Here is a 16,713-nt window from a genome sequence, read left to right on the forward strand (position 1 = left end):
GTGGCAGCGTCTCCGGCCCGGCGGCGTTCGTCACCTGCCGGCGGGGCGGCCGTAGCCGTACATCATCGCCCGGACCTGGGCGGTTTCACGGCGATACCCGCGCACCCACAACGTCACAGTGAGCATCACCGCGGCGGCGATGAGCGTGAACGCAACAGGGATGCTGGGCTCGCCCTGTGCGACCCCGACGGCCAAGGGCAGGGCCGCCACCCCGGCTGCGGTGAACAGCAACCGCCGGTGCGAGGCCTGCGGGACGAACCACCGGCGGGTGATCCAGGCGATGGCGAGCCCGGCCAGAGCTCCCAGCACCGCGAGCACGGGCACGCCGGTCACCCAGGCGGCACCACGCGCGAACGCGGTGCCGGTGACGATGCTGATCAGACCCGCGACGGCGGACCCCAGGAACACACCCAGGCCGGCCGCACCGCAGAGCCGGGCGAACACCACGACGGCACGAAACCTCATGTCGATCGAGGATAGAGCACGACGGCGACATGATCGGCCTACGCGATGGACGTAATGCCTGGAAGCGGTGTCCGTCGGGCGGGGAAACCCGGCGGGCGCGGCGGCTCTAGGTCCCACCGCGGCTGCTTCCGGTCTCGCGGCCGGGCTCGGTCGGGTCACCGGCGGTGAGCTGGTGTCGGCCGTGGGCGCGGTACGCCGCGGCCAGGTCGCGGAAACCCTGAATGTTGCGGGCCAGGGCCTCCACGCCGCCGGCGACAGCCAGTTCGGTCGTGTCGTCACGGTCGAGGCTGGCCTGCTGCACCTGGGCGTGGTCCTCGTTGGCGACGGCGTAGCGGAACAGCGTCAGCGCGTCGGCGTCGCGCCAATGTGCGGGAATCTCCACCGGCCAGGGCTCCTCGCCGGTGATCGCGAGGCGACGAGCGGCCTCGTCGCGCAGGGTACGGGCGGCCAGGCCGCGGTCGAGCAGGGCAAAACGAAACCAGGCAACCTCCTCGCGCCAAGAGTGCTCGCAGAGCCTGCATACCTCCTCGCGCCAGGGGCCGCCGGGCGCGACGCGCATGCGGCAGCTGCGCCTTCCCTCGCAGGCGTCGCATCCTGCCCGCCAGAACCGGCACAACGGGGAAACCGCGTAAAAGGCTTCGCTGCGGCAGGACTCGCAGCCGCAGCGATCCCCGATGCCCAAGCGGGCCGAGACCGGCGGCGTCGACGGCAGCCGCACGTAGCGCGGATGGCTGGTGTCGAAGAAAAGCTCGTAGGAGTAGGCCGGGCCGAAGGTGAGCTCGTGGTCGAAGGTATCGGGCTGCGTGGATGTGTTCACGGATCGTCTCCTCGAAGAGTCCGGCCGGGCACCGGGGAAGTCGGTGCCCGGCCGGGTGAGCGGGCGGCAGGCGCCGGTGGTGATGCGGCGCGCGCCCGGCTCGGCCAGTTGGCTTCGTCCAGTCCGAAACCGGACCGGTGCGTCGGTTTCTGTCGAATCAGACTGATGCGTCGGTTTCTGTCGTGGGGTCTCGACAGAGATCGGTGCTGTCGTCGCCGTGTCCGCGGGCGGTGAGTCGCCGCAGGCGGCGGGGCGGGTAGGCGAGGGCGAGCCAGCAGAGCAGGCGCAGTTCCCGCCAGTAGCGGGCCGTGCGGATGAGGTGCAGGTCGATGTGCTGCATGAGCGCGCCTTTCAGCAGGTCACGGGCATGAAAAACGGGGCACGGCACCGAAGTGCCGTGCCCCGTTAGCGCGGGTGCTGGGGATCAGAAGGGCGGCGCACCGGCGCCGACGGCGGTACCGGCCGGGGCCGGTGCCGCGTCCCAGGGGCTGTTGTCGGCCGCCTGGTTCTGCGACCGGCTCACCTTGTTGACCGACGCGGTCGCGTAGCGGAGGTCGGGGCCGATCGTGTCGACCTCGAGCTCCATGACGGTGCGCTTCTCGCCTTCCTTGGTCTCGAACGAGCGCTGCCGTAGGCGGCCCTGGACGATGACGCGCATCCCGCGCTTGAGCGACTCGGAGACGTTCTCGGCCATCTGCCGCCAGATGTTGCAGCGCAGGAAGGTCGCGTCGCCGTCCTTCCACTCGCCGGTCTGCCGGTCGAAGTACCGCGGGTTGTTGGCCACGGTGAAGTTGGCGACGGCGGCGCCGGACGGGGTGAACCGCAGCTCGGGGTCCGCGGTCAGGTTGCCAACAATGGTCATCTCAATCTCGCCAGCCATGATGTACCTCCTGCGAAGTCGTGAATTTCGGAATCCCGACAGCCCGCTCGCCACCTGCACCAACCCGGCTGGTGACCGGGTCCGTGCCCGAGGGGCTGTCGATCTGCGACTCCCGGATCAGGGCGTGGCTGGTGGTGCAAGGGGGCGCGTCAGCGCATCGGCGAAGCCGACGCCGGAGGCGCCCTTGTTCCAGCGGCCTCGTCCTGATCTGATCCGCGTAGATCGACATCCCCGGCACGGCACCCGGCCGCCCGCTACCCCGACCTACTCCCGGCGCTTGCTTGGGTGCCCGGAATCGCCGAGTTCGGGGGAGGGCTAGCTGGTGTGCTCGGCAGAGATGTAGCGCGGCCGCGCCTGACCCCAGGCCAGGCCGTCCTGGATCGTCCGGGTCACCTCGCGCTCGGTGAACCCGTCCTGTCCGATGTGGCCTCGGGCTGCGCCGTACAGGGCGGTCTCTGCGGTGTGCTGGTCGAGCACGCCGCCTCCGACCAACCCGCCGAGCCTCGCGGCAGCCCGGAGCAGGGTGTTGTGCCGCTGGCCGGTGGACGCGGTGGCGACCGCCAACGTCTCGCCGTCGACCGCGGCGGCGACGTAAGCGCTGGCCTGCCCGGCAGGCAGCTCCAGGTCGACCGGATCCGGCGGAGGTGGTGGAGTCAGGGCAGTGACCAGCCATTCCGGCAGGGGAGCGATCGCGGCCTGGTTCACCGCTCGGTAGCGGCCGGGGCGGGTGATCGAACCGGCGGCGACGACGTACCCGCCGGCGCCTCTGGTGTCGACCCGCCACCAGCAGCCGACCCGGGATCGCAGCTCCGGTTCGACCGGGGCCCGGAAGTACAGATGCTGGCCGGACGGGGTCCTCACGGTGTAGGTGTCGCCGGGGTAGAGCTCGCCGTCCTCGGCGGCTCGTTGGGCGAGCACATCGCGCCCGTGGTGGGCGCCGGACCACCGGTCCGGAGCCCGCTGGCCCTTGGCGTCGTCAAGATCAATGACGAGCAGGCCCGAGGGGCCGCAGGCGATGCCGACGTTGTACGGCATCGCTTCCCACCAGGCCCGGATCTGATCGGGATCGCGGGAAGCGGTCGCTTCCCAGTCCTTCGGCACGGGCTTCTTACTGAGCGGTTGTAGCGGAAACACCGCATGACCGGCTTCGACCGCCTCCAGCGCGGCTCGCATCAGCCGCGGCGGGCTGGAGGGGCAGGGACGCATCGTGGCTGGACTGCTCATGGTTCTGTCCTTCCTGGATAGGAGCGTAAGGCCGGACCACCCGGAATCCGTCGCACCAAACCCACTGCGCACGCTGTCGATCAGCTCGTCGTGAGCAGTGCGCGGTGAACCAGGAAGGCCAGCCACGGCAGCGACGGCGGATAGCTGTGGCGACCGCCGTCAGGCACGGCGCCGTCGACGGTGAGCTGCCAGAAGTCGCCGCGCGGGCCGTACGGGGCGTTCTCGCAGCGCGAGACCACGGTGACCCGCCGCCGGGTGTGGTCTTCGACGACGGCGGTGACCTCGATGCCCATCGGCAGCCGCTTCGGGGTCTCTAGCTCGATGTAGTGCAGCGACAGCGGGACCGCGCGCAGTCGGCTGCTGACTTCGACCAGCACGCCGCGGGCGTAGTTCCACGAGCCGAACTCGCCATCGCTGCCTGTTCTCGGGATGTTGCTCTCGACTTCGGTGGGGAGCACGTAGCTGCGGCGGTAGTCGTGCAGGCCGAACATGCGTGGCGAATCAGACGGCGACGTGAACAAGATCGTCATGGCGTTCCTCCTGATCAAGTCGTGGTGGTGGCCAGGCGGCCTAGGACGTCCTGGCCACGCGGCAGGATGCTGTTCCCGCCGCGTGCACCGATCACTTCTTCTCGTCGTCCGCGTGGTCGTTCTCGTCGTCGTCCTCCGGTTGAGCGACAGCGACTTCATGCGGCCGGACGCGCTCGATGAGGGCGTCCAGGAATGGCGGCAGGTGATTGAGCACGATGAAGGTGACGCCGATGAGGAAAACCGCGAAGATCGCCTCGAACATCGTCGACATTGGACACTCCTTATCGGTAGAAATCGTTGCGGCATAAGAAGAGTGAGAACTTGCCAGCACGATTCAGTGCAGGTGTGATTCGTCGCAGTCCTGCTGGTGTGCGACGAGCCAGTAGCGTGCGCCGTCCTGGCGGCCGATGGACTCCAGGGCCCCGGCGAGGACGTTGACCTCGGAGCAAGTCAGTGCAGGCCCCACGTGGTTGGCGAGCAGACCGAAGTCAAAGATCTCGGCGAAGACCTGAATGGGGTCGTAATGCGAGGGCACGTCGGTCGAGGGAGTGGTCATGTGTGTTCTCCGGGAGTCGGTGCGGGGAGCGCGCGTCCACGGCAGTCCGAGGCCGGTTTTTCCTGGCAGTGCCGAGTTCCCGGCGGTGCGGGGCCGGGTGACGGAGTTACCTCTTCTGGGAGCTGCGCTACACTGGCGGCGTGAAGTGATAGTCGGCTTGCCGGTCCTTCTTCACTCGGAAAGATCGGTGGATTCTTTGGTCGGCCGCGGCTTCGGCTGCGGACCCCTGTATGGGGTGATGCGCCGGTCTGCTCGTGGCCCACCCGGCGCTCGCCGGGTGGGCCACAGCGTTTCAGGCGTCCAGCAACTCGCTGGTTCAGGCGGCTAGCGCGGCCAGCAGTACGGGGAGCCTGGCCCGCGCATCGGAGACGGCTTCGTCGATCAGGCCGTGATGTGCGACTGCGGCAGCTAGCGCATGATCACGGCATTCGCCCGGCTTGAAGTCCGTGCCGAGCGACGCGGTACCCAGGAGCACTCCGGCCTTCCTGACCTCGACAGTGACGATGCGGCAGTCGAGCTCAAGGGCTAGACGAGCGTCGTCGCGGACGCCGCGTTCGGCCAGCATGTGGGCGGGTCCCCGCGCGTAGCCGCGGGCCGAGAGGTCCGCGCGACGCAGTGCGAGGGAGTAGGCGGGCACGAAGTAGGAGCCCAGGGAGTCGGTGAGCTCGATCGCCTCCGGCGGCCGCCAGCCGCGTGGCCCGAGACGGCGGAATGTACCGAGCCAGGAGGTGTCAGGGGCGGGGTCGGGCACGGATGTCGCGGTAATGATGAATTCCGCGAGGTCGGGCCGGTCGTCGAGGACGAACGTGATCTGGTCGCCCGGCCCGATGCGGTAGGACGGGATGTCCGGTTCGGTGACGGCCAGCCGGTAGGCCGTAGCCGCGCCTACGCCGTCGCGGCGCAGTGCTCGGTAGCCCTGGATCTGCTGGTTAGTGAGCGTGCTCGGGTACAAGTCGGTGCCTTTCAGTAACGGACTGGTTAGAGCAGGCCGACCCGATGGGCCGCGCGAATCAGCGCGAATCGGGAGCGGCAGCGCAGGCAGCCTTCGCCATGCGGCCGAGGCGGTGCTGGTACCGAAGGCTGTGGGGGCGGGGAAAGCACCTCATCCCGTTCGGGGTTCCACGGCGTGTAGTGCGTAGCCACACGACCGTTGTCCCAGCGCACCGTGATCGACCAGCGTGGTCCCGCGAAGTCATCAGGGTCGGAAATGGAGATGTCCTCAACCGTGTAGGTCTTGCGCGAGTAGCCGGACCAGTAGCGGTCGCCGACTTGGCGAGGACCGATCTCCTCGGCGATGTGCAGCCGGGCCTGCTCGGCGTCGCGGCGGCCCAGTTCCTCCCTGAGCTCGACCTGTTGGGCAGGGTCGTTCTCTTCCTCAAACCTGCCTTCGAGCTCGGCTTCCGGGCACCACAGGCAGTCACAGGGCTGCGGGTAGCGCAGGGTTGGGTCGTCGTCATCGGTGGCGAGGAATTCGCCAGCGCCGCCGCAATCGGCGCACCCGGACAGCGCCCACAACCCGCGCAGTCGAGTCTCGTGGTAATTGGGCGGCGGGGTGATCTCCACGGTCATCGTCTTTCTCCTGGTCACTCGGAACTGCTGCACTGCCCGGCTCGGTGGGGCGCACTCGTCCAGGCCCCGGCGCCGGGAAAGGGGTCAAGCCGCTTTTTGGCTTGACCCCGGCCGGCGCCGGGGCAGAGTGCGCACGCCCCACCGAGCGGGGCGGCTCAGTCGTCGTTGGTGCCCTCGGACACCTGATGATTCGGCAGCACTAGGGGCACCTCTGGGCCGATCTTCGTCGACCAACCCGCGTCCCCGCGCCGCCTGGTCGAGGAGGCGTTCCAGGCCTGGGGCGACGCCGGTCAGCTTCAGATAACGGGCGCCGAACCCGTTGCTGAAGTATGGGAAGTTGTTGGGGCCGAAATGCGCGTCCTGCACCCAGCAGGGCTCGCCAACAAGCCGAGACAGGTAGTAGGTGTGCGGCCGGTTGTCGCCGGGGAACAGCACGTCCAGTTGGGCTTCAAGACCGACCACTCGCCCAAGGAAGCTGGTTTCCTCCCGACGCTGGAGATTCGGGACGGTTGCGCAGACGGTCACGGGTTGCTCGCCGGGGTTGCCATCGAGGGTGACGCTGACGACCACGGGATGCTCACCAGGGCCGAACTGATTGGTCGCAGAACTACTCATGTTGAACTCCAATTCGGTGTCGTTGGTGTGGGACCGAGCGCGAAGCCGCACCACGCTCGGTGCGGCTTCGCGCTCGGTGGTTAGTCGGGCCGGACAACCTCGAACAGCTGGAACGCCCTGCGTTCGGCCTCATCCGGGCCAGTGGCGACCACGGAGAGCGCCACGCGCTGATAACCGCCCTCCTCGCCGGGGGCGGTGTCGCGGCAGGTGATCTCGCCTGCGACGACCGCGGCGATGAGGGTCTCGCCGTCGGCGTCGTTGTCGCGCAGGCCGAACACCGTCCAGGTACGGGGACGGGTGCGCAGGTGTCGCACCGCCTGGTCGGGGTCGTCATCGGGATGCAGGCCGATGCGGGCCAGCCAATCGGTGAGCTCGTCGGCTACGTCAGAGCCGGGCCAGGACCCATCGGACTTTTCGACGCCCTTGAGCCGTCGGAACAACGCGAGGATCACGGCGCCTTCGGGGGTGTCGGGGTTGATCCAGAGCGCGGGAGTCGACGGGGGCGGTTCGCTGTTGTAGCTGTTCATTGCGGTCTCCGCTCGGAATGCGGGGTGAGCCGCCAGGTGGGCAGGGTTGGTCGGTCCCTGGTCACCGGGCGGGTGAGGGAATCCAGCAGCTGGCTCAGAACGTCAGGCCGCCGTGCACGTCGCCGTGCTCGTCGACGACTCGGTCGGTGAGGTCGTTCTCGACCGGACCGGTGTTGATGTCGACGACGGTCGTGCCGTCCGGGCCGCGGAATCGGCGCACCGTGGCGTCTCCGGCCTGGATCACGGTGTCTGGATCGGGGACGTCGTCGTTCTCGGAGTCGGGCGTGATGTGGCCGTCGTGGACCGTCTGGTACGCCCAGCTGCGGATCCGGGAAGCGGCCTGGGGTGAGGCCTGCGATGCGCCCTTCTCCTGCTGGAGAATCCAGTTGCCCGCCCGTCCTCGTTGGAGCAGCTTCGAGCTCGGGTCGAGCTCGTAAACGGTGACCTCGGTTTCGTGCCCGTCAACGAGGACGATGTTGTGCGGGCGTCCGTCGGCGCCGTAGCCGATGACCATCTCTACGGTTCTCATGTCTGTCCCTTTCACTCGGAATTTCCGGCTCTGGGGCGAGTTGGTCGGTCTCGCCTCCAGGACGACCTGGGGTTTCAGCGGGGAGTTCAGACCAGCGAGAGCTGGTCGGCGGTCGCAACGAGGTCGCTGAGGTCGCTCGTGACGATCTCGACGTGGGGGCTGACGCCTCGCCAGTCGTCGGCGTAGTAGGAGGTGTCCCAGCCGCAGCCGGGCTGGAGCTCGAGTCCGGTGGCGGCGTGAAAACGCGCGTACTCGTCGTCGGCGGCCCAGGTCAGACCCGCTTGGCCGCTGCTGCGGAAGGGCGCCGAGGTCTGCGGGATCAGGAACACCCCGTAGCGGGCGACCAGCGCGGCGGTCGCGATGGCGTGGTATTCGAACCGGCGGCCTCGGTAGCCGGGCGCGTTGCCGGTACGGGCAACGGTGCCGAACGGCGGGTTGCCGATCGCGGCGTCGAAGGTGCCGAGCTGCATGGTCGGCAGGTCCAGCAGGTCGGCGCAGATCCAGGTGGCCTCCGGCAACACCTTGCGGCCGACCCGCACGTAGTCCGGGTTGCGCTCCACACACACCAGCTCGCGGCGGGGCTCACCGTTCCAGCGATGAGCGAACAGCCGACGGCACTCGAACGCCAGTCGCCCGGTTCCGGCTCCGACGTCGAGGATGCGGGTGGCGTTCATGCCGACCAGCTCGACGGACATGTCGCGGGCCAGGCCGCGCGGGGTGAAAAACGCCCCTTCCAGGCTGTTGGCGGCGGTGGAAGCTTCGTGCCAGTGATCGAGCACGATGTTCTTCTCGTCCTCGGTCAGGGGGCGGTCGCTGTCGACCAGCTCGCACGCCTGTCGGTGCAGCTGGGCGTCCCTCTTGGTCAGTTTGGACACGGTCAGGTCCTTCCCCTCGGAATCGACGAAGGCGGCACGGGCGGGTTGGTCGGTCCCCGCCCGCGCCGCCTGGGACGTGCGGCGCTCGTCACGCCATCTGCGGGTCGCCGCCGTCGTCGTCACCGTCGTCACTGTCGTCGCCGTCGCCGTCGTCGTCCTGGTCGTCAGCGGCGAGGTGCGCCCAGTGCTCGTTGTCGAGCTCGGGGTTGTTCACCAGCTGCTCGACGTGGGACAGCGGGTAGCCGAGCGCATCCAGCAGCTCGAAGTAGTAGCGAGCGCTGTCGGTCGGCTGACGCCAACTGGCGTCGGCGGATTCGGTGTAGGCGCGGTCCCAGTGCTGCTCGCAGGCGCCGATGACCTGGGCGAGGCGAATGAGTACGGCCTGGGGCTCGGTGGTGGCTCGCTTGCGGAGATGCACGACGAGCGGGTTGTTCTCGCGCCGGTAGCCCTCGGGCTCACCGAGTTTGAGCAGCGTGCAGGCGTAGCGGTTGGCCGGTGCGGCTTCTTCGAGGTAGTCGCTGGCCAGCACCGGCGCCAGGGCGAGCCAGTGGTGCACGCGGGCGGGTAGGTCCGCGGTCTTGCGCTTGCGCCACCCGGAGAAGTACTTGGCGAGCCATTCCCGGCGGTCGGTCTTGGCCTCGCGCCACAGCTTGTTGTTCGCGGCCGCGCGCTTGCGCTCGGCGGCCTTGATGGCCGGGTCGGGTTCGCGCTGCGTGCTCGGGGAGGTGCGCAGGATGTGGCCGTGCGCGGCGTAGTCGGTGCAGACGTAGGTGACGTCCACGCTGGACCAGCGGATATCGGTGTAGGCGGCATGCCCGGGGCAGCTGGCGTGTTCGTCGACGGTGAGGGGCCGCTCGGCCGTCTCGTCGGCGAACAGCTCCCGCAGCTGGACCAGGCCCTCGGTCTCCGGGTCGACGACCGGCACGCCTTTGGCACGCAGATGGTCCTCCTCAGCCGCGACTCGCACCGAGTCGATGGTGCGGTGGCCGTGTCCCGCGTAGCCGTTGCACAGCTCTGTGACCCGCACCGTGAGCTCGGGGTCGACGTCGACGACCGCGGCGCGCCCGGGGCAGTCGCGGTGCTCGGCGGGATCCAGCGGAGTCTCGTCGTCGCCGGTGCACAACTCGGCCAACCGCGCGGTGCCCTCGGGCAGGTCGTAGGCGTTGTCGAAGAGGGTGTAGCCCTGCTCGACCAGGCGCTGCTCCTCCTCGGCCTGCTTGGCGCGCTGGTCGCGACGGCGCCGCAGCTGGCCCAACTTCCATTCGAAGTCATGGGGGCGCCGGTTTAGTACGTCCACGAGCTCCTGGTGCTCGTCCTCGTCGTCGGCGAACTCCGAGAGCTGGGCCAGGACCAGTAGGTCGGCGTTGGGCACCGTGGCTCCCGCCGCACGGGTGCGGGATGTGGCCGCAACCTTGCGACCGGCGCGGACTCGCTCGACCGGGCGCGTGAGGGTCTGGGCGATCGCGTCGTCTCCCAGCCCGGTCAGGGCCAGCTGCTCGTAGAGTGCCGCTTCCTCGGTCTGGGTGTAGCCCTCACGGTGGATGTTCTCGATGCCCTGGGCTACGAGGATGTCCTGGCGGGTCGTGCCCGGCGCGTGGACCAGGACGTCGATGGTGAGATCGGGGTTCTCAACCCCCTTGACCTCGACGGCGGCGGCGTGGCGGTTGAAGCCGACCAGCACGTCGAGGACTCCGGTGGCGAAGTCCGGGGCGACGTTGATGATCGAGATCATCGGATTCACCCCGTGCTCGGCGACCGAGGCGACGAGTTCGGGACGACGCTTGCGGATGTCACCGATGTTCCGGCTGTTGCCGTCGGCGCGTAGCTCGCGGGGATCGACTCCGCGCAGGACGTACGGGTAGGCGTCCGGCTCGGCGGTGTACTGCTCCGTGACGGCGGGCGCGGTCGCGGGAGTGGTCTGGTCGGTGCCGGTGGTGCTCATCGTGGCTCCGTTTCCGGGCATGGCTGTGCCCTGCGGGAATTCGGAAAACGTGTGGTGGTGGGAGGCAAAAAGCGGCGCGAGCGGAGTGATCCGCTCGCGCCGCTTGTGCCCTACTTCTTCTTCTCGTTAGGGGTCTTGAGCCCGTTGGGGATCAGCCCGCGCCGCTCCAGCTCAGGGCGTCGTGCCTCGCGCCGCCGGTGGTCTTCGTCGGCGATGCGCGTGTGCTCCCGGCTGGTGATCGTGGCGATGTACTGCTTCTCCTCTTCAGGCGTCATCGCGCGGCTCCTTCACTCGGAATGGCCGGCGTGAAGGGCGAGTGGTCGGTCCCGCCTCCTCACACCCCGCTGTGGTGCGCCCCGCCGTGGCCGGTGGGGCGCACTCGCCAGGGCCCCGGCAGCGGGTCGGGGTCCAGCCGCACGCTTTTCGCGGCTTGACCCCGGGCCGCTGCCGGGGCAGAGTGCGCACGCCCCACCGCCCGCGCGGGGCGTGCCGCGCGTCCTCGACTTCGCCTCGTCGGCGTTAACCTGCGCTGTCGCGCTCGCCGGGCGTGCTCTTGCGGGCGACTGCTTCCACGAACTGGGTGGAAGAGATCCGAAACCGGTTGGCGCCGGGCGTCTCGTAGGCCTCGACGAACGCGGCGGGCATCTGTTCGGTGGTGCGGTGCTCGCGGACCTCGTGCCACGGTGCGGTGTTGGTCGACTCGCGGCGGCCCTGCTCGGGTGCGTTCACCAGGTGGCTCGGGACGCTGACCGTCTTCTTGTTGACCCGGCGCGCCCGGTACCAGTCGCCGCGGATGAGCACCCAGTCGCCCTTGGCGACGGTGTCCGGTCCGGCCGTCGACGCCTTGCCTTCGGCCTGGAGCTCGGCGTAGATGCGCCGCCAGTAGGCGAGCGTGTCGTCCAGGTCGGTTGCTTTCGTGGTCAACCGCTCGCGGGCCTCGCCCTCCGGTGGGCGGTTGACCCGCCGTTCGCGGGGGTTGCCGTGCTCGTCGGTGTAGGACTCGATGGCGCCTTCGCCGTCGAGTTGGCGCTGCACCGCGCGACGGTCGGCCTCGAGCTTTTCGATCCGGTTGCCGACGGTCACAGGGTTGTGCCGCGCGCCCATGTGCGCTGCGGCGGTGTCCGACCGGCGTGCGAGCTCGTCGGCGTACTCGCCCTGCTTCATGGACTTGGTGAGGTTGTTGGCCGCCTGCTCCCGCCGGTTGCGGTCGGCGTTGTAGCTGTGGTGGCCGACCAACATGGGCTGGCCGAACGGGATGTTCCGGAACACCGCGTCGGCCTTCTCACGCGTCGCCGCAGCGGCACCGGCCTGCTTTTCGGAGCGTTCGGCGAGCCGGTTGGAACGGTCGTCCATCCGCTCGGCGCGGTCGGCTTCCTGCTCGGCGACGGTCGGCATCGTCTCGTCGATGTCGCGGGTGACGGTGTAACCCAGGTCAGTCAGGACCTGCTCGATGAGGTCAATGTCGGCGTACTTGGGGCGGCGGTGGCGAGACGAGCGCAGCAGCCACGCGCCGGCGTAGCGCGACCAGACCCAGGAGCGGGTGGCCTTGATCGCGTGGTGAGCGGGGCTGTTCTTCGCGGTACCTTCGATCGTCGTGCCGCCCTCGTAGTCGTGCCGAATCGTCAACGTGTCGGACATAGCGGATCTGTCTCCTTCACTCGGAATGCGCGGCAGTCGAGCGGTTGGTCGGTCCGCCCGGGTGCCACGGGGCAAAAGGAAAAAGGCCCGGTCCCCGCGGGGAGCGGGGGCCGGGCCGAGTTGGCGCGGGTCAGGCGCCGGGGAACTTGCAGCGGGTCACCAGGATGGTTTTCGCAGGTCCCGCCACTGCTGCGGTCACCGGGTGTCCTGGTCGGGAAAAGGCAGGTACAGGCGGGTCACCAGCCCGGAGGCGTGGGCCTCCTCGGCCCACAGCAGATCAGCGCCGACCGCTCCGCCGCTGCGGGCAAGCTCGGTACCGTGCTCGTCACGTAACCGCCCGGATCCGGGCGAGCTCGCCGGATCGCCACTGCTGGCTACTTGGCGGCAGGTACTGCGGTCGGCGGTCGGTGACCGGTGCAGGCAACCGTCGTTCAAGTGTTGCCGGCCATCGTCGTCCGTCTGTCCGTCCCCTCGGGCTGCGGCCGGAGTTCTTCGGGTGCCCCGCCCATACGGCTGTCACTCGTCTCGCGGCTCCCCGGGCTTTTCCAGCAGTGGGACGAGAATGAGCTCGCCAAGTCCATCGGTGAACTCGCCGGTCGCCTTCCGGTAGCCCTCGGCGGCGCCGGCTGCATGGGCGGCATCGAGGTCCTGGCGCGTCCAGCGGCCGAACCAGCCGCTGGGCTGTGTGGGCATTATGGGCTTGCGCGTTCTGATGATCCTGCGGAGACCAAGCGTGATCTCGTTGGCGATCAGCATCACGTGAGCCCGGTTCGGGCTGGTACTGAGGATGAGCAACTGGTCCAGATTGCCGTCCCGGACGGTCTCCGTACCGAGATAGTTCAGGGCGTTCGCATAAGCATCGCGGGACCTCTTACTCCGAAGCTCCGGCAATGGCTGCTCTGCCCTGGGCTTCTTCTTCCAAAATCGCATCGAGATCGACCTCCTCGGCCGGTTGGTGTGTTCTCGGCTGATGCCGTCTCGACGCGGGGCTGGCCGGAGCCACAAGCCCAGAGCGCGAAGTTCGGAGCGAGGAACGAGCGGAGAAGTTCGCGGGGCGGGCTTGTGGTGCAGGCCTGCCCCGCGTAGGCATCAGTCAGGCGAGAACACACCAACCGGCCGAGGTCCGAATCCTTTCTCCATTTCCCTCGATCGGCTCCGGCAACCCGCTACCGATCACGGGTTGCGACCCGGTGCGGCGCGACTTGCCTCGCTTGGCGATCACTACTGGGGTACTGGAGATGGGCGAGCAGACAGGCTCGGCGACGAACTCGCGTCAAGAGCTTGTTGCGGACCCGGTTGTTTGGTTACGTTGTGATGCGGTTTAATGCGGCTGTGGCCTCGGCGAGGTTGTCCCACGATTCAGCCAGGGAATACTGAAGGCAGGCCTGGTGATAGTAGGAACGGGCGCTGTCGTGGTCGTTGAGGGCGGTTGAGGCGTGTCCGGCACGGACCAGCACGTCTCCTTGGTAGCCCTCGGTGCTGGGGTGCGTGATCTCGTCGAGGCTTTGCTGGAGGAGTAGCAGGGCCTCGTCCGGTCGGTTACCGGCCAGCATCGTGTCTGCCAAGACGCAGCGGGCTCGCGCCGTACCTTCGGCATCTGCCAGTGAACTCAGGATCTGGAGTGCGGCTTGCAGCCGCTGCTCGGCACGGTCCGGTTGTCCTAGTACTGCAACGGCACTCGCCTGAGCCGTAGTGGATCATGGTGGGCGTGGTTGTGGAGCTGGTGGCGGCGGAGCTGGAGCGGGTGCACGAGCGAATCGCTGGGCGGTTCGTGCGTTCAGAGCCACGTGCGCGGGTGCGTGAATACGTGTCGGGCCTGGTCGCGGGCTTGGAACGCAAGAACGGGTGGACGATCGCTGAGCAGGCCGGTGAGGTCAGTCCGGATGGGATGCAGCGGCTGCTGCGGCGGGCGGACTGGGACATCGCCGGGGTCCGCGACGACGTGCGTGACTACGTCATCGAGCACCTCGGTGACCGCGAGGGTGTGTTGATCGTCGATGAGACCGGGTTTTTGAAGAAGGGGACTCGCTCGGCCGGGGTGCAGCGCCAGTACTCCGGCACGGCCGGTCGCACGGAAAACTGCCAGATCGGGACCTTCCTGGCGTATGCGTCCTCGGCTGGGCACGCGCTGATCGACCGGGAGCTGTATTTACCGACCAGCTGGACCGATGATCGGGACCGCTGCCGAGCGGCCGGGGTGCCCGACGAGGTCGACTTTGCCACCAAACCTGCGCAGGCCCAAGCGATGCTGGCTCGGGCGTTCGAAGCCGGGGTGCCGTTCTCGTGGGTCACCGCCGATGAGGCCTACGGGCAGGCCCACTACCTGCGGGACTGGCTCGAAGCCCAGGACGCGGCCTACGTGCTGGCCACCAAACGCAACGACACCCTGACCACCCTCTCCAGTGACACGAGCCGGGCCGACGAGCTCATCGCCGGGCTGTCCGAGCAATCGTGGCGACGACTGTCGGTCGGCGCCGGTGCCCACGGCCCGCGCATCTATGACTGGGCCCGCATCCCGCTCGGCGCCGATTGGCCGCCCGGGCGGGGACGCTGGCTGCTGGCGCGGCGCTCGACGAGCAATCCCAGCGAGATCGCCTACTACGTCGCCTACGGACCCCGCCGATCCCGACTGCTCGATCTCGCCTGGACCGCCGGATCTCGCTGGCATGTCGAGGAGTGCTTCCAACAGGCCAAGAACGAGGCCGGGCTCGACCACTACCAAGCACGCTCCTGGCGAGCCTGGTACGCCCACACCACCCTGTCGCTGCTCGCCCTCGCGTGGCTAGCCGTGGCGAAAACCCAGGCCACACAAGCAAATTCAACGCCCGAGAACCGGGTATGATCGACTACACCTTAGCAGAGCTCCGCCGACTGTTGATCAACCTCATCACCCGGACACCACACCCCGCCAAGCACGTCTGGTCCTGGTCACGCTGGCGCCGACGACGCCAACACCAAGCCCGCCACTGCCACTACCGACAACGCGGACACCCACTCTGAGTGCCGTTGCAGTACTAGGGCGATGTGGCATTCCGCGATGTGCTGAAGGCGAAGTGCGCTGGACCGGGATTCTCCGAGCTGCTCGACGATCTGGAGGGAGTCTTCAAGCGCGGCGATCGCGGCCCCCGGGTTGTTGGCGGCGAGGTAGGCACGTCCTTCTGCGCTGGCGGCCAGCGACTCGGAATAGGGATCGCCGGTGCGGATCGCAATCGCACGGCCCTGTTGGGCCATGAGCGTGGCCTGTTCGATGGACCCGATGGCGCGGAGGCTCCAGGAGGTTCGCGCGTAGATGAGCGCTTGAGCTGGGTTCTGTACGCGTCCTGCGGCGGTGACGGCCAGCTGGTGGGCTGGCAGAAAGAGTCGGTGGGCGCGGGATTTCAGAATTCCGCCCCACAATGCTTCGACCATGCGGCACACCGTGGTGTCGTTGCCATCGGCTGCGGCGACGTCGACAAGCTGCCGGAGTTTGAGTCGGTTCTCGGAAAACCAGGCTCGGGCGTGGCCAGCGTCGATGAACACGGCGTCGCGCTCGGTGGGGCGCCAGTCGGCGTCGTTGAATCGTCGGGCATGGGGATTGAGGATTCGGTCAGCGATGAGTAGTTTTGGGAGCGCACGCTCCGGCGAATCAAGCGCCGTGTCGGTTGGCATGGGTTCCTCCAGTTTCGCGGTGGTTCGGGCGGTTAGTTGGTGCTCGGCGAGGCCGGTTTGCGAGCGAGTCCTCCGACGAACAGGGAGTCCATCGGTCGTGCAGGACGCAGTGGCGGTCCTGAGGGCCACCACTGGGCGACGGGAACGATCGGGGCGGCGTCGGTTTGAGGACCGGCAGGAAGCAGCTCGAGTCCGGCGAGGAACGCGGTGATTTCGTGGGTGGTGCGGAATCGGCTGGTTCCCATCGAAGACGACCGGAACCGGCGTTCGATCTCTCGGGCTAGCACGTAGCCCGGGTCGCTCTGGTCCGGCAGGTAGAAGTGACTGAAGACCACGAACGAACCGACTGGCAGCGCGTCGATGTAGGCATGCATGACCGCGTCAGGGCGGTCGTCGTCATCGAGATGGTGCAGCGTGCCGCACTGCATCAAAGCGATCGGTCTGGTGAAGTCCAGGGCCCCGGTGAGTACGGGGTCGCTGAACACGGCGTCAGGAGCGCGCAGGTCTTGGTTCACGAGATGGGTGTTGGGGCCAGTGGTGAGGAAGGCGCGCCCGTAGGCCGCGACCGCGGGGTCGTTGTCGACGTAGACGACCGCGGCATCGGAGTTCACTCGCTGGGCAGCCTCGTGGGTGTTGTCGCGGGTCGGCAGACCACAGCCCATGTCAAGAAATTGATCGATCCCGCCCTCGGCAGCCAGGTGCGTCACCGCTCGGGAGAGGAATCGGCGGCCGTCTTGGGCCAGCGCCGGCCCTTCGGGCGCGATCTCGACGATGGCGTCGTGAACCTCTCGGTCGACGGCGAAGTTGTCCTTGCCGCCGAGGAACGCGTCGTAGACGCGTGCGATGCTGGCCGTGCTGGTGTCGATGGAGTCGGTCATGGCGGTGGCTTTCTCACTGA

General features: G+C 68.2%; 22 protein-coding genes and 1 pseudogene. 1 reads left to right on the top strand and 22 read right to left on the bottom strand.

The features are described from left to right. Positions 1 to 30: 30 nt before the first annotated feature. The 20 genes and pseudogenes from REH65_RS31275 to REH65_RS31370 all read right to left on the bottom strand — a co-directional run. On the bottom strand, positions 31 to 465 hold the full coding sequence (locus REH65_RS31275; protein ID WP_406690334.1) for a hypothetical protein: 435 nt from the start codon (positions 463 to 465) through the stop codon (positions 31 to 33). 106 nt (positions 466 to 571) lie between these two features. After that, positions 572 to 1,282 (bottom strand): hypothetical protein, encoded by a 711-nt coding sequence (locus REH65_RS31280; RefSeq protein WP_406690335.1) that lies wholly within the window; start codon positions 1,280 to 1,282, stop codon positions 572 to 574. Positions 1,283 to 1,439: 157 nt separating this feature from the next. Then, positions 1,440 to 1,622 (bottom strand): hypothetical protein, encoded by a 183-nt coding sequence (locus REH65_RS31285; protein WP_406690336.1) that lies wholly within the window; start codon positions 1,620 to 1,622, stop codon positions 1,440 to 1,442. Between the two features lie 84 nt (positions 1,623 to 1,706). Continuing rightward, entirely contained in the window at positions 1,707 to 2,162 is a 456-nt protein-coding gene (locus tag REH65_RS31290) for a single-stranded DNA-binding protein (protein WP_406690337.1), read from the bottom strand. A gap of 315 nt (positions 2,163 to 2,477) precedes the next feature. Then, positions 2,478 to 3,386, bottom strand: coding sequence for a bifunctional DNA primase/polymerase (locus REH65_RS31295; protein ID WP_406690338.1), 909 nt, complete (start codon positions 3,384 to 3,386; stop codon positions 2,478 to 2,480). An 80-nt stretch (positions 3,387 to 3,466) separates the two neighbouring features. Beyond that, positions 3,467 to 3,916: a hypothetical protein gene (locus tag REH65_RS31300; RefSeq protein ID WP_406690339.1), complete on the bottom strand. Its 450-nt coding sequence runs from the start codon at positions 3,914 to 3,916 to the stop codon at positions 3,467 to 3,469. A 91-nt stretch (positions 3,917 to 4,007) separates the two neighbouring features. Further along, complete coding sequence (locus REH65_RS31305) at positions 4,008 to 4,178, bottom strand: hypothetical protein (RefSeq protein ID WP_406690340.1); 171 nt, start codon at positions 4,176 to 4,178, stop codon at positions 4,008 to 4,010. A gap of 72 nt (positions 4,179 to 4,250) precedes the next feature. Then, the gene (locus tag REH65_RS31310; RefSeq protein ID WP_406690341.1) at positions 4,251 to 4,472 is read right to left on the bottom strand and encodes a hypothetical protein; all 222 of its coding nucleotides are present in this window, start codon (positions 4,470 to 4,472) and stop codon (positions 4,251 to 4,253) included. 316 nt (positions 4,473 to 4,788) lie between these two features. Then, on the bottom strand, positions 4,789 to 5,424 hold the full coding sequence (locus REH65_RS31315) for a hypothetical protein (RefSeq protein ID WP_406690342.1): 636 nt from the start codon (positions 5,422 to 5,424) through the stop codon (positions 4,789 to 4,791). Between the two features lie 26 nt (positions 5,425 to 5,450). Further along, the gene (locus tag REH65_RS31320; RefSeq protein WP_406690343.1) at positions 5,451 to 6,041 is read right to left on the bottom strand and encodes a hypothetical protein; all 591 of its coding nucleotides are present in this window, start codon (positions 6,039 to 6,041) and stop codon (positions 5,451 to 5,453) included. Between the two features lie 84 nt (positions 6,042 to 6,125). Continuing rightward, on the bottom strand, positions 6,126 to 6,656 hold the full coding sequence (locus tag REH65_RS31325) for a hypothetical protein (RefSeq protein ID WP_406690344.1): 531 nt from the start codon (positions 6,654 to 6,656) through the stop codon (positions 6,126 to 6,128). An 80-nt stretch (positions 6,657 to 6,736) separates the two neighbouring features. Further along, complete coding sequence (locus REH65_RS31330) at positions 6,737 to 7,183, bottom strand: hypothetical protein (RefSeq protein ID WP_406690345.1); 447 nt, start codon at positions 7,181 to 7,183, stop codon at positions 6,737 to 6,739. Between the two features lie 94 nt (positions 7,184 to 7,277). Then, a complete protein-coding gene (locus tag REH65_RS31335; RefSeq protein WP_406690346.1) occupies positions 7,278 to 7,712 on the bottom strand; it encodes a hypothetical protein in 435 nt (144 codons plus the stop codon). 86 nt (positions 7,713 to 7,798) lie between these two features. After that, the gene (locus REH65_RS31340) at positions 7,799 to 8,587 is read right to left on the bottom strand and encodes a methyltransferase domain-containing protein (RefSeq protein WP_406690347.1); all 789 of its coding nucleotides are present in this window, start codon (positions 8,585 to 8,587) and stop codon (positions 7,799 to 7,801) included. Positions 8,588 to 8,675: 88 nt separating this feature from the next. After that, positions 8,676 to 10,529 (bottom strand): hypothetical protein, encoded by a 1,854-nt coding sequence (locus REH65_RS31345; protein WP_406690348.1) that lies wholly within the window; start codon positions 10,527 to 10,529, stop codon positions 8,676 to 8,678. A gap of 110 nt (positions 10,530 to 10,639) precedes the next feature. Continuing rightward, positions 10,640 to 10,804, bottom strand: a complete 165-nt coding sequence (locus tag REH65_RS31350; RefSeq protein ID WP_406690349.1) for a hypothetical protein — start codon at positions 10,802 to 10,804, stop codon at positions 10,640 to 10,642. Between the two features lie 244 nt (positions 10,805 to 11,048). Continuing rightward, the gene (locus REH65_RS31355; RefSeq protein ID WP_406690350.1) at positions 11,049 to 12,167 is read right to left on the bottom strand and encodes a DUF3560 domain-containing protein; all 1,119 of its coding nucleotides are present in this window, start codon (positions 12,165 to 12,167) and stop codon (positions 11,049 to 11,051) included. Between the two features lie 195 nt (positions 12,168 to 12,362). After that, positions 12,363 to 12,602: a hypothetical protein gene (locus tag REH65_RS31360; RefSeq protein WP_406690351.1), complete on the bottom strand. Its 240-nt coding sequence runs from the start codon at positions 12,600 to 12,602 to the stop codon at positions 12,363 to 12,365. Positions 12,603 to 12,683: 81 nt separating this feature from the next. Further along, positions 12,684 to 13,097 (bottom strand): hypothetical protein, encoded by a 414-nt coding sequence (locus REH65_RS31365; RefSeq protein ID WP_406690352.1) that lies wholly within the window; start codon positions 13,095 to 13,097, stop codon positions 12,684 to 12,686. Positions 13,098 to 13,471: 374 nt separating this feature from the next. Further along, positions 13,472 to 13,837, bottom strand: a pseudogene (locus REH65_RS31370) (tetratricopeptide repeat protein); the annotation flags it as partial. 38 nt (positions 13,838 to 13,875) lie between these two features. Here REH65_RS31370 and REH65_RS31375 point away from each other — a divergent pair. After that, positions 13,876 to 15,009: an IS701 family transposase gene (locus tag REH65_RS31375; RefSeq protein WP_338595437.1), complete on the top strand. Its 1,134-nt coding sequence runs from the start codon at positions 13,876 to 13,878 to the stop codon at positions 15,007 to 15,009. A gap of 86 nt (positions 15,010 to 15,095) precedes the next feature. Here REH65_RS31375 and REH65_RS31380 read toward each other — a convergent pair whose 3' ends face one another. Continuing rightward, positions 15,096 to 15,815: a hypothetical protein gene (locus REH65_RS31380; protein WP_406690353.1), complete on the bottom strand. Its 720-nt coding sequence runs from the start codon at positions 15,813 to 15,815 to the stop codon at positions 15,096 to 15,098. Between the two features lie 32 nt (positions 15,816 to 15,847). Then, complete coding sequence (locus REH65_RS31385) at positions 15,848 to 16,693, bottom strand: SAM-dependent methyltransferase (protein ID WP_406690354.1); 846 nt, start codon at positions 16,691 to 16,693, stop codon at positions 15,848 to 15,850. Between the last annotated feature and the right edge of the window lie 20 nt (positions 16,694 to 16,713).

Source organism: Saccharopolyspora sp. ID03-671, assembly GCF_045278815.1.
In the GTDB taxonomy this organism is placed as follows: domain Bacteria; phylum Actinomycetota; class Actinomycetes; order Mycobacteriales; family Pseudonocardiaceae; genus Saccharopolyspora; species Saccharopolyspora ipomoeae.

Excerpts from the sequence above, each read along its gene's own strand:
- REH65_RS31345 (WP_406690348.1), bottom strand. The coding sequence starts at position 10,529 with ATGAGCACCACCGGCACCGACCAGACCACTCCCGCGACCGCGCCCGCC.
- REH65_RS31300 (WP_406690339.1), bottom strand. The coding sequence starts at position 3,916 with ATGACGATCTTGTTCACGTCGCCGTCTGATTCGCCACGCATGTTCGGC.
- REH65_RS31285 (WP_406690336.1), bottom strand. The coding sequence starts at position 1,622 with ATGCAGCACATCGACCTGCACCTCATCCGCACGGCCCGCTACTGGCGG.
- REH65_RS31310 (WP_406690341.1), bottom strand. The coding sequence starts at position 4,472 with ATGACCACTCCCTCGACCGACGTGCCCTCGCATTACGACCCCATTCAG.
- REH65_RS31350 (WP_406690349.1), bottom strand. The coding sequence starts at position 10,804 with ATGACGCCTGAAGAGGAGAAGCAGTACATCGCCACGATCACCAGCCGG.
- REH65_RS31355 (WP_406690350.1), bottom strand. The coding sequence starts at position 12,167 with ATGTCCGACACGTTGACGATTCGGCACGACTACGAGGGCGGCACGACG.
- REH65_RS31305 (WP_406690340.1), bottom strand. The coding sequence starts at position 4,178 with ATGTTCGAGGCGATCTTCGCGGTTTTCCTCATCGGCGTCACCTTCATC.
- REH65_RS31290 (WP_406690337.1), bottom strand. The coding sequence starts at position 2,162 with ATGGCTGGCGAGATTGAGATGACCATTGTTGGCAACCTGACCGCGGAC.
- REH65_RS31325 (WP_406690344.1), bottom strand. The coding sequence starts at position 6,656 with ATGAGTAGTTCTGCGACCAATCAGTTCGGCCCTGGTGAGCATCCCGTG.
- REH65_RS31295 (WP_406690338.1), bottom strand. The coding sequence starts at position 3,386 with ATGAGCAGTCCAGCCACGATGCGTCCCTGCCCCTCCAGCCCGCCGCGG.
- REH65_RS31330 (WP_406690345.1), bottom strand. The coding sequence starts at position 7,183 with ATGAACAGCTACAACAGCGAACCGCCCCCGTCGACTCCCGCGCTCTGG.
- REH65_RS31380 (WP_406690353.1), bottom strand. The coding sequence starts at position 15,815 with ATGCCAACCGACACGGCGCTTGATTCGCCGGAGCGTGCGCTCCCAAAA.
- REH65_RS31335 (WP_406690346.1), bottom strand. The coding sequence starts at position 7,712 with ATGAGAACCGTAGAGATGGTCATCGGCTACGGCGCCGACGGACGCCCG.
- REH65_RS31385 (WP_406690354.1), bottom strand. The coding sequence starts at position 16,693 with ATGACCGACTCCATCGACACCAGCACGGCCAGCATCGCACGCGTCTAC.
- REH65_RS31365 (WP_406690352.1), bottom strand. The coding sequence starts at position 13,097 with ATGCGATTTTGGAAGAAGAAGCCCAGGGCAGAGCAGCCATTGCCGGAG.
- REH65_RS31275 (WP_406690334.1), bottom strand. The coding sequence starts at position 465 with ATGAGGTTTCGTGCCGTCGTGGTGTTCGCCCGGCTCTGCGGTGCGGCC.
- REH65_RS31320 (WP_406690343.1), bottom strand. The coding sequence starts at position 6,041 with ATGACCGTGGAGATCACCCCGCCGCCCAATTACCACGAGACTCGACTG.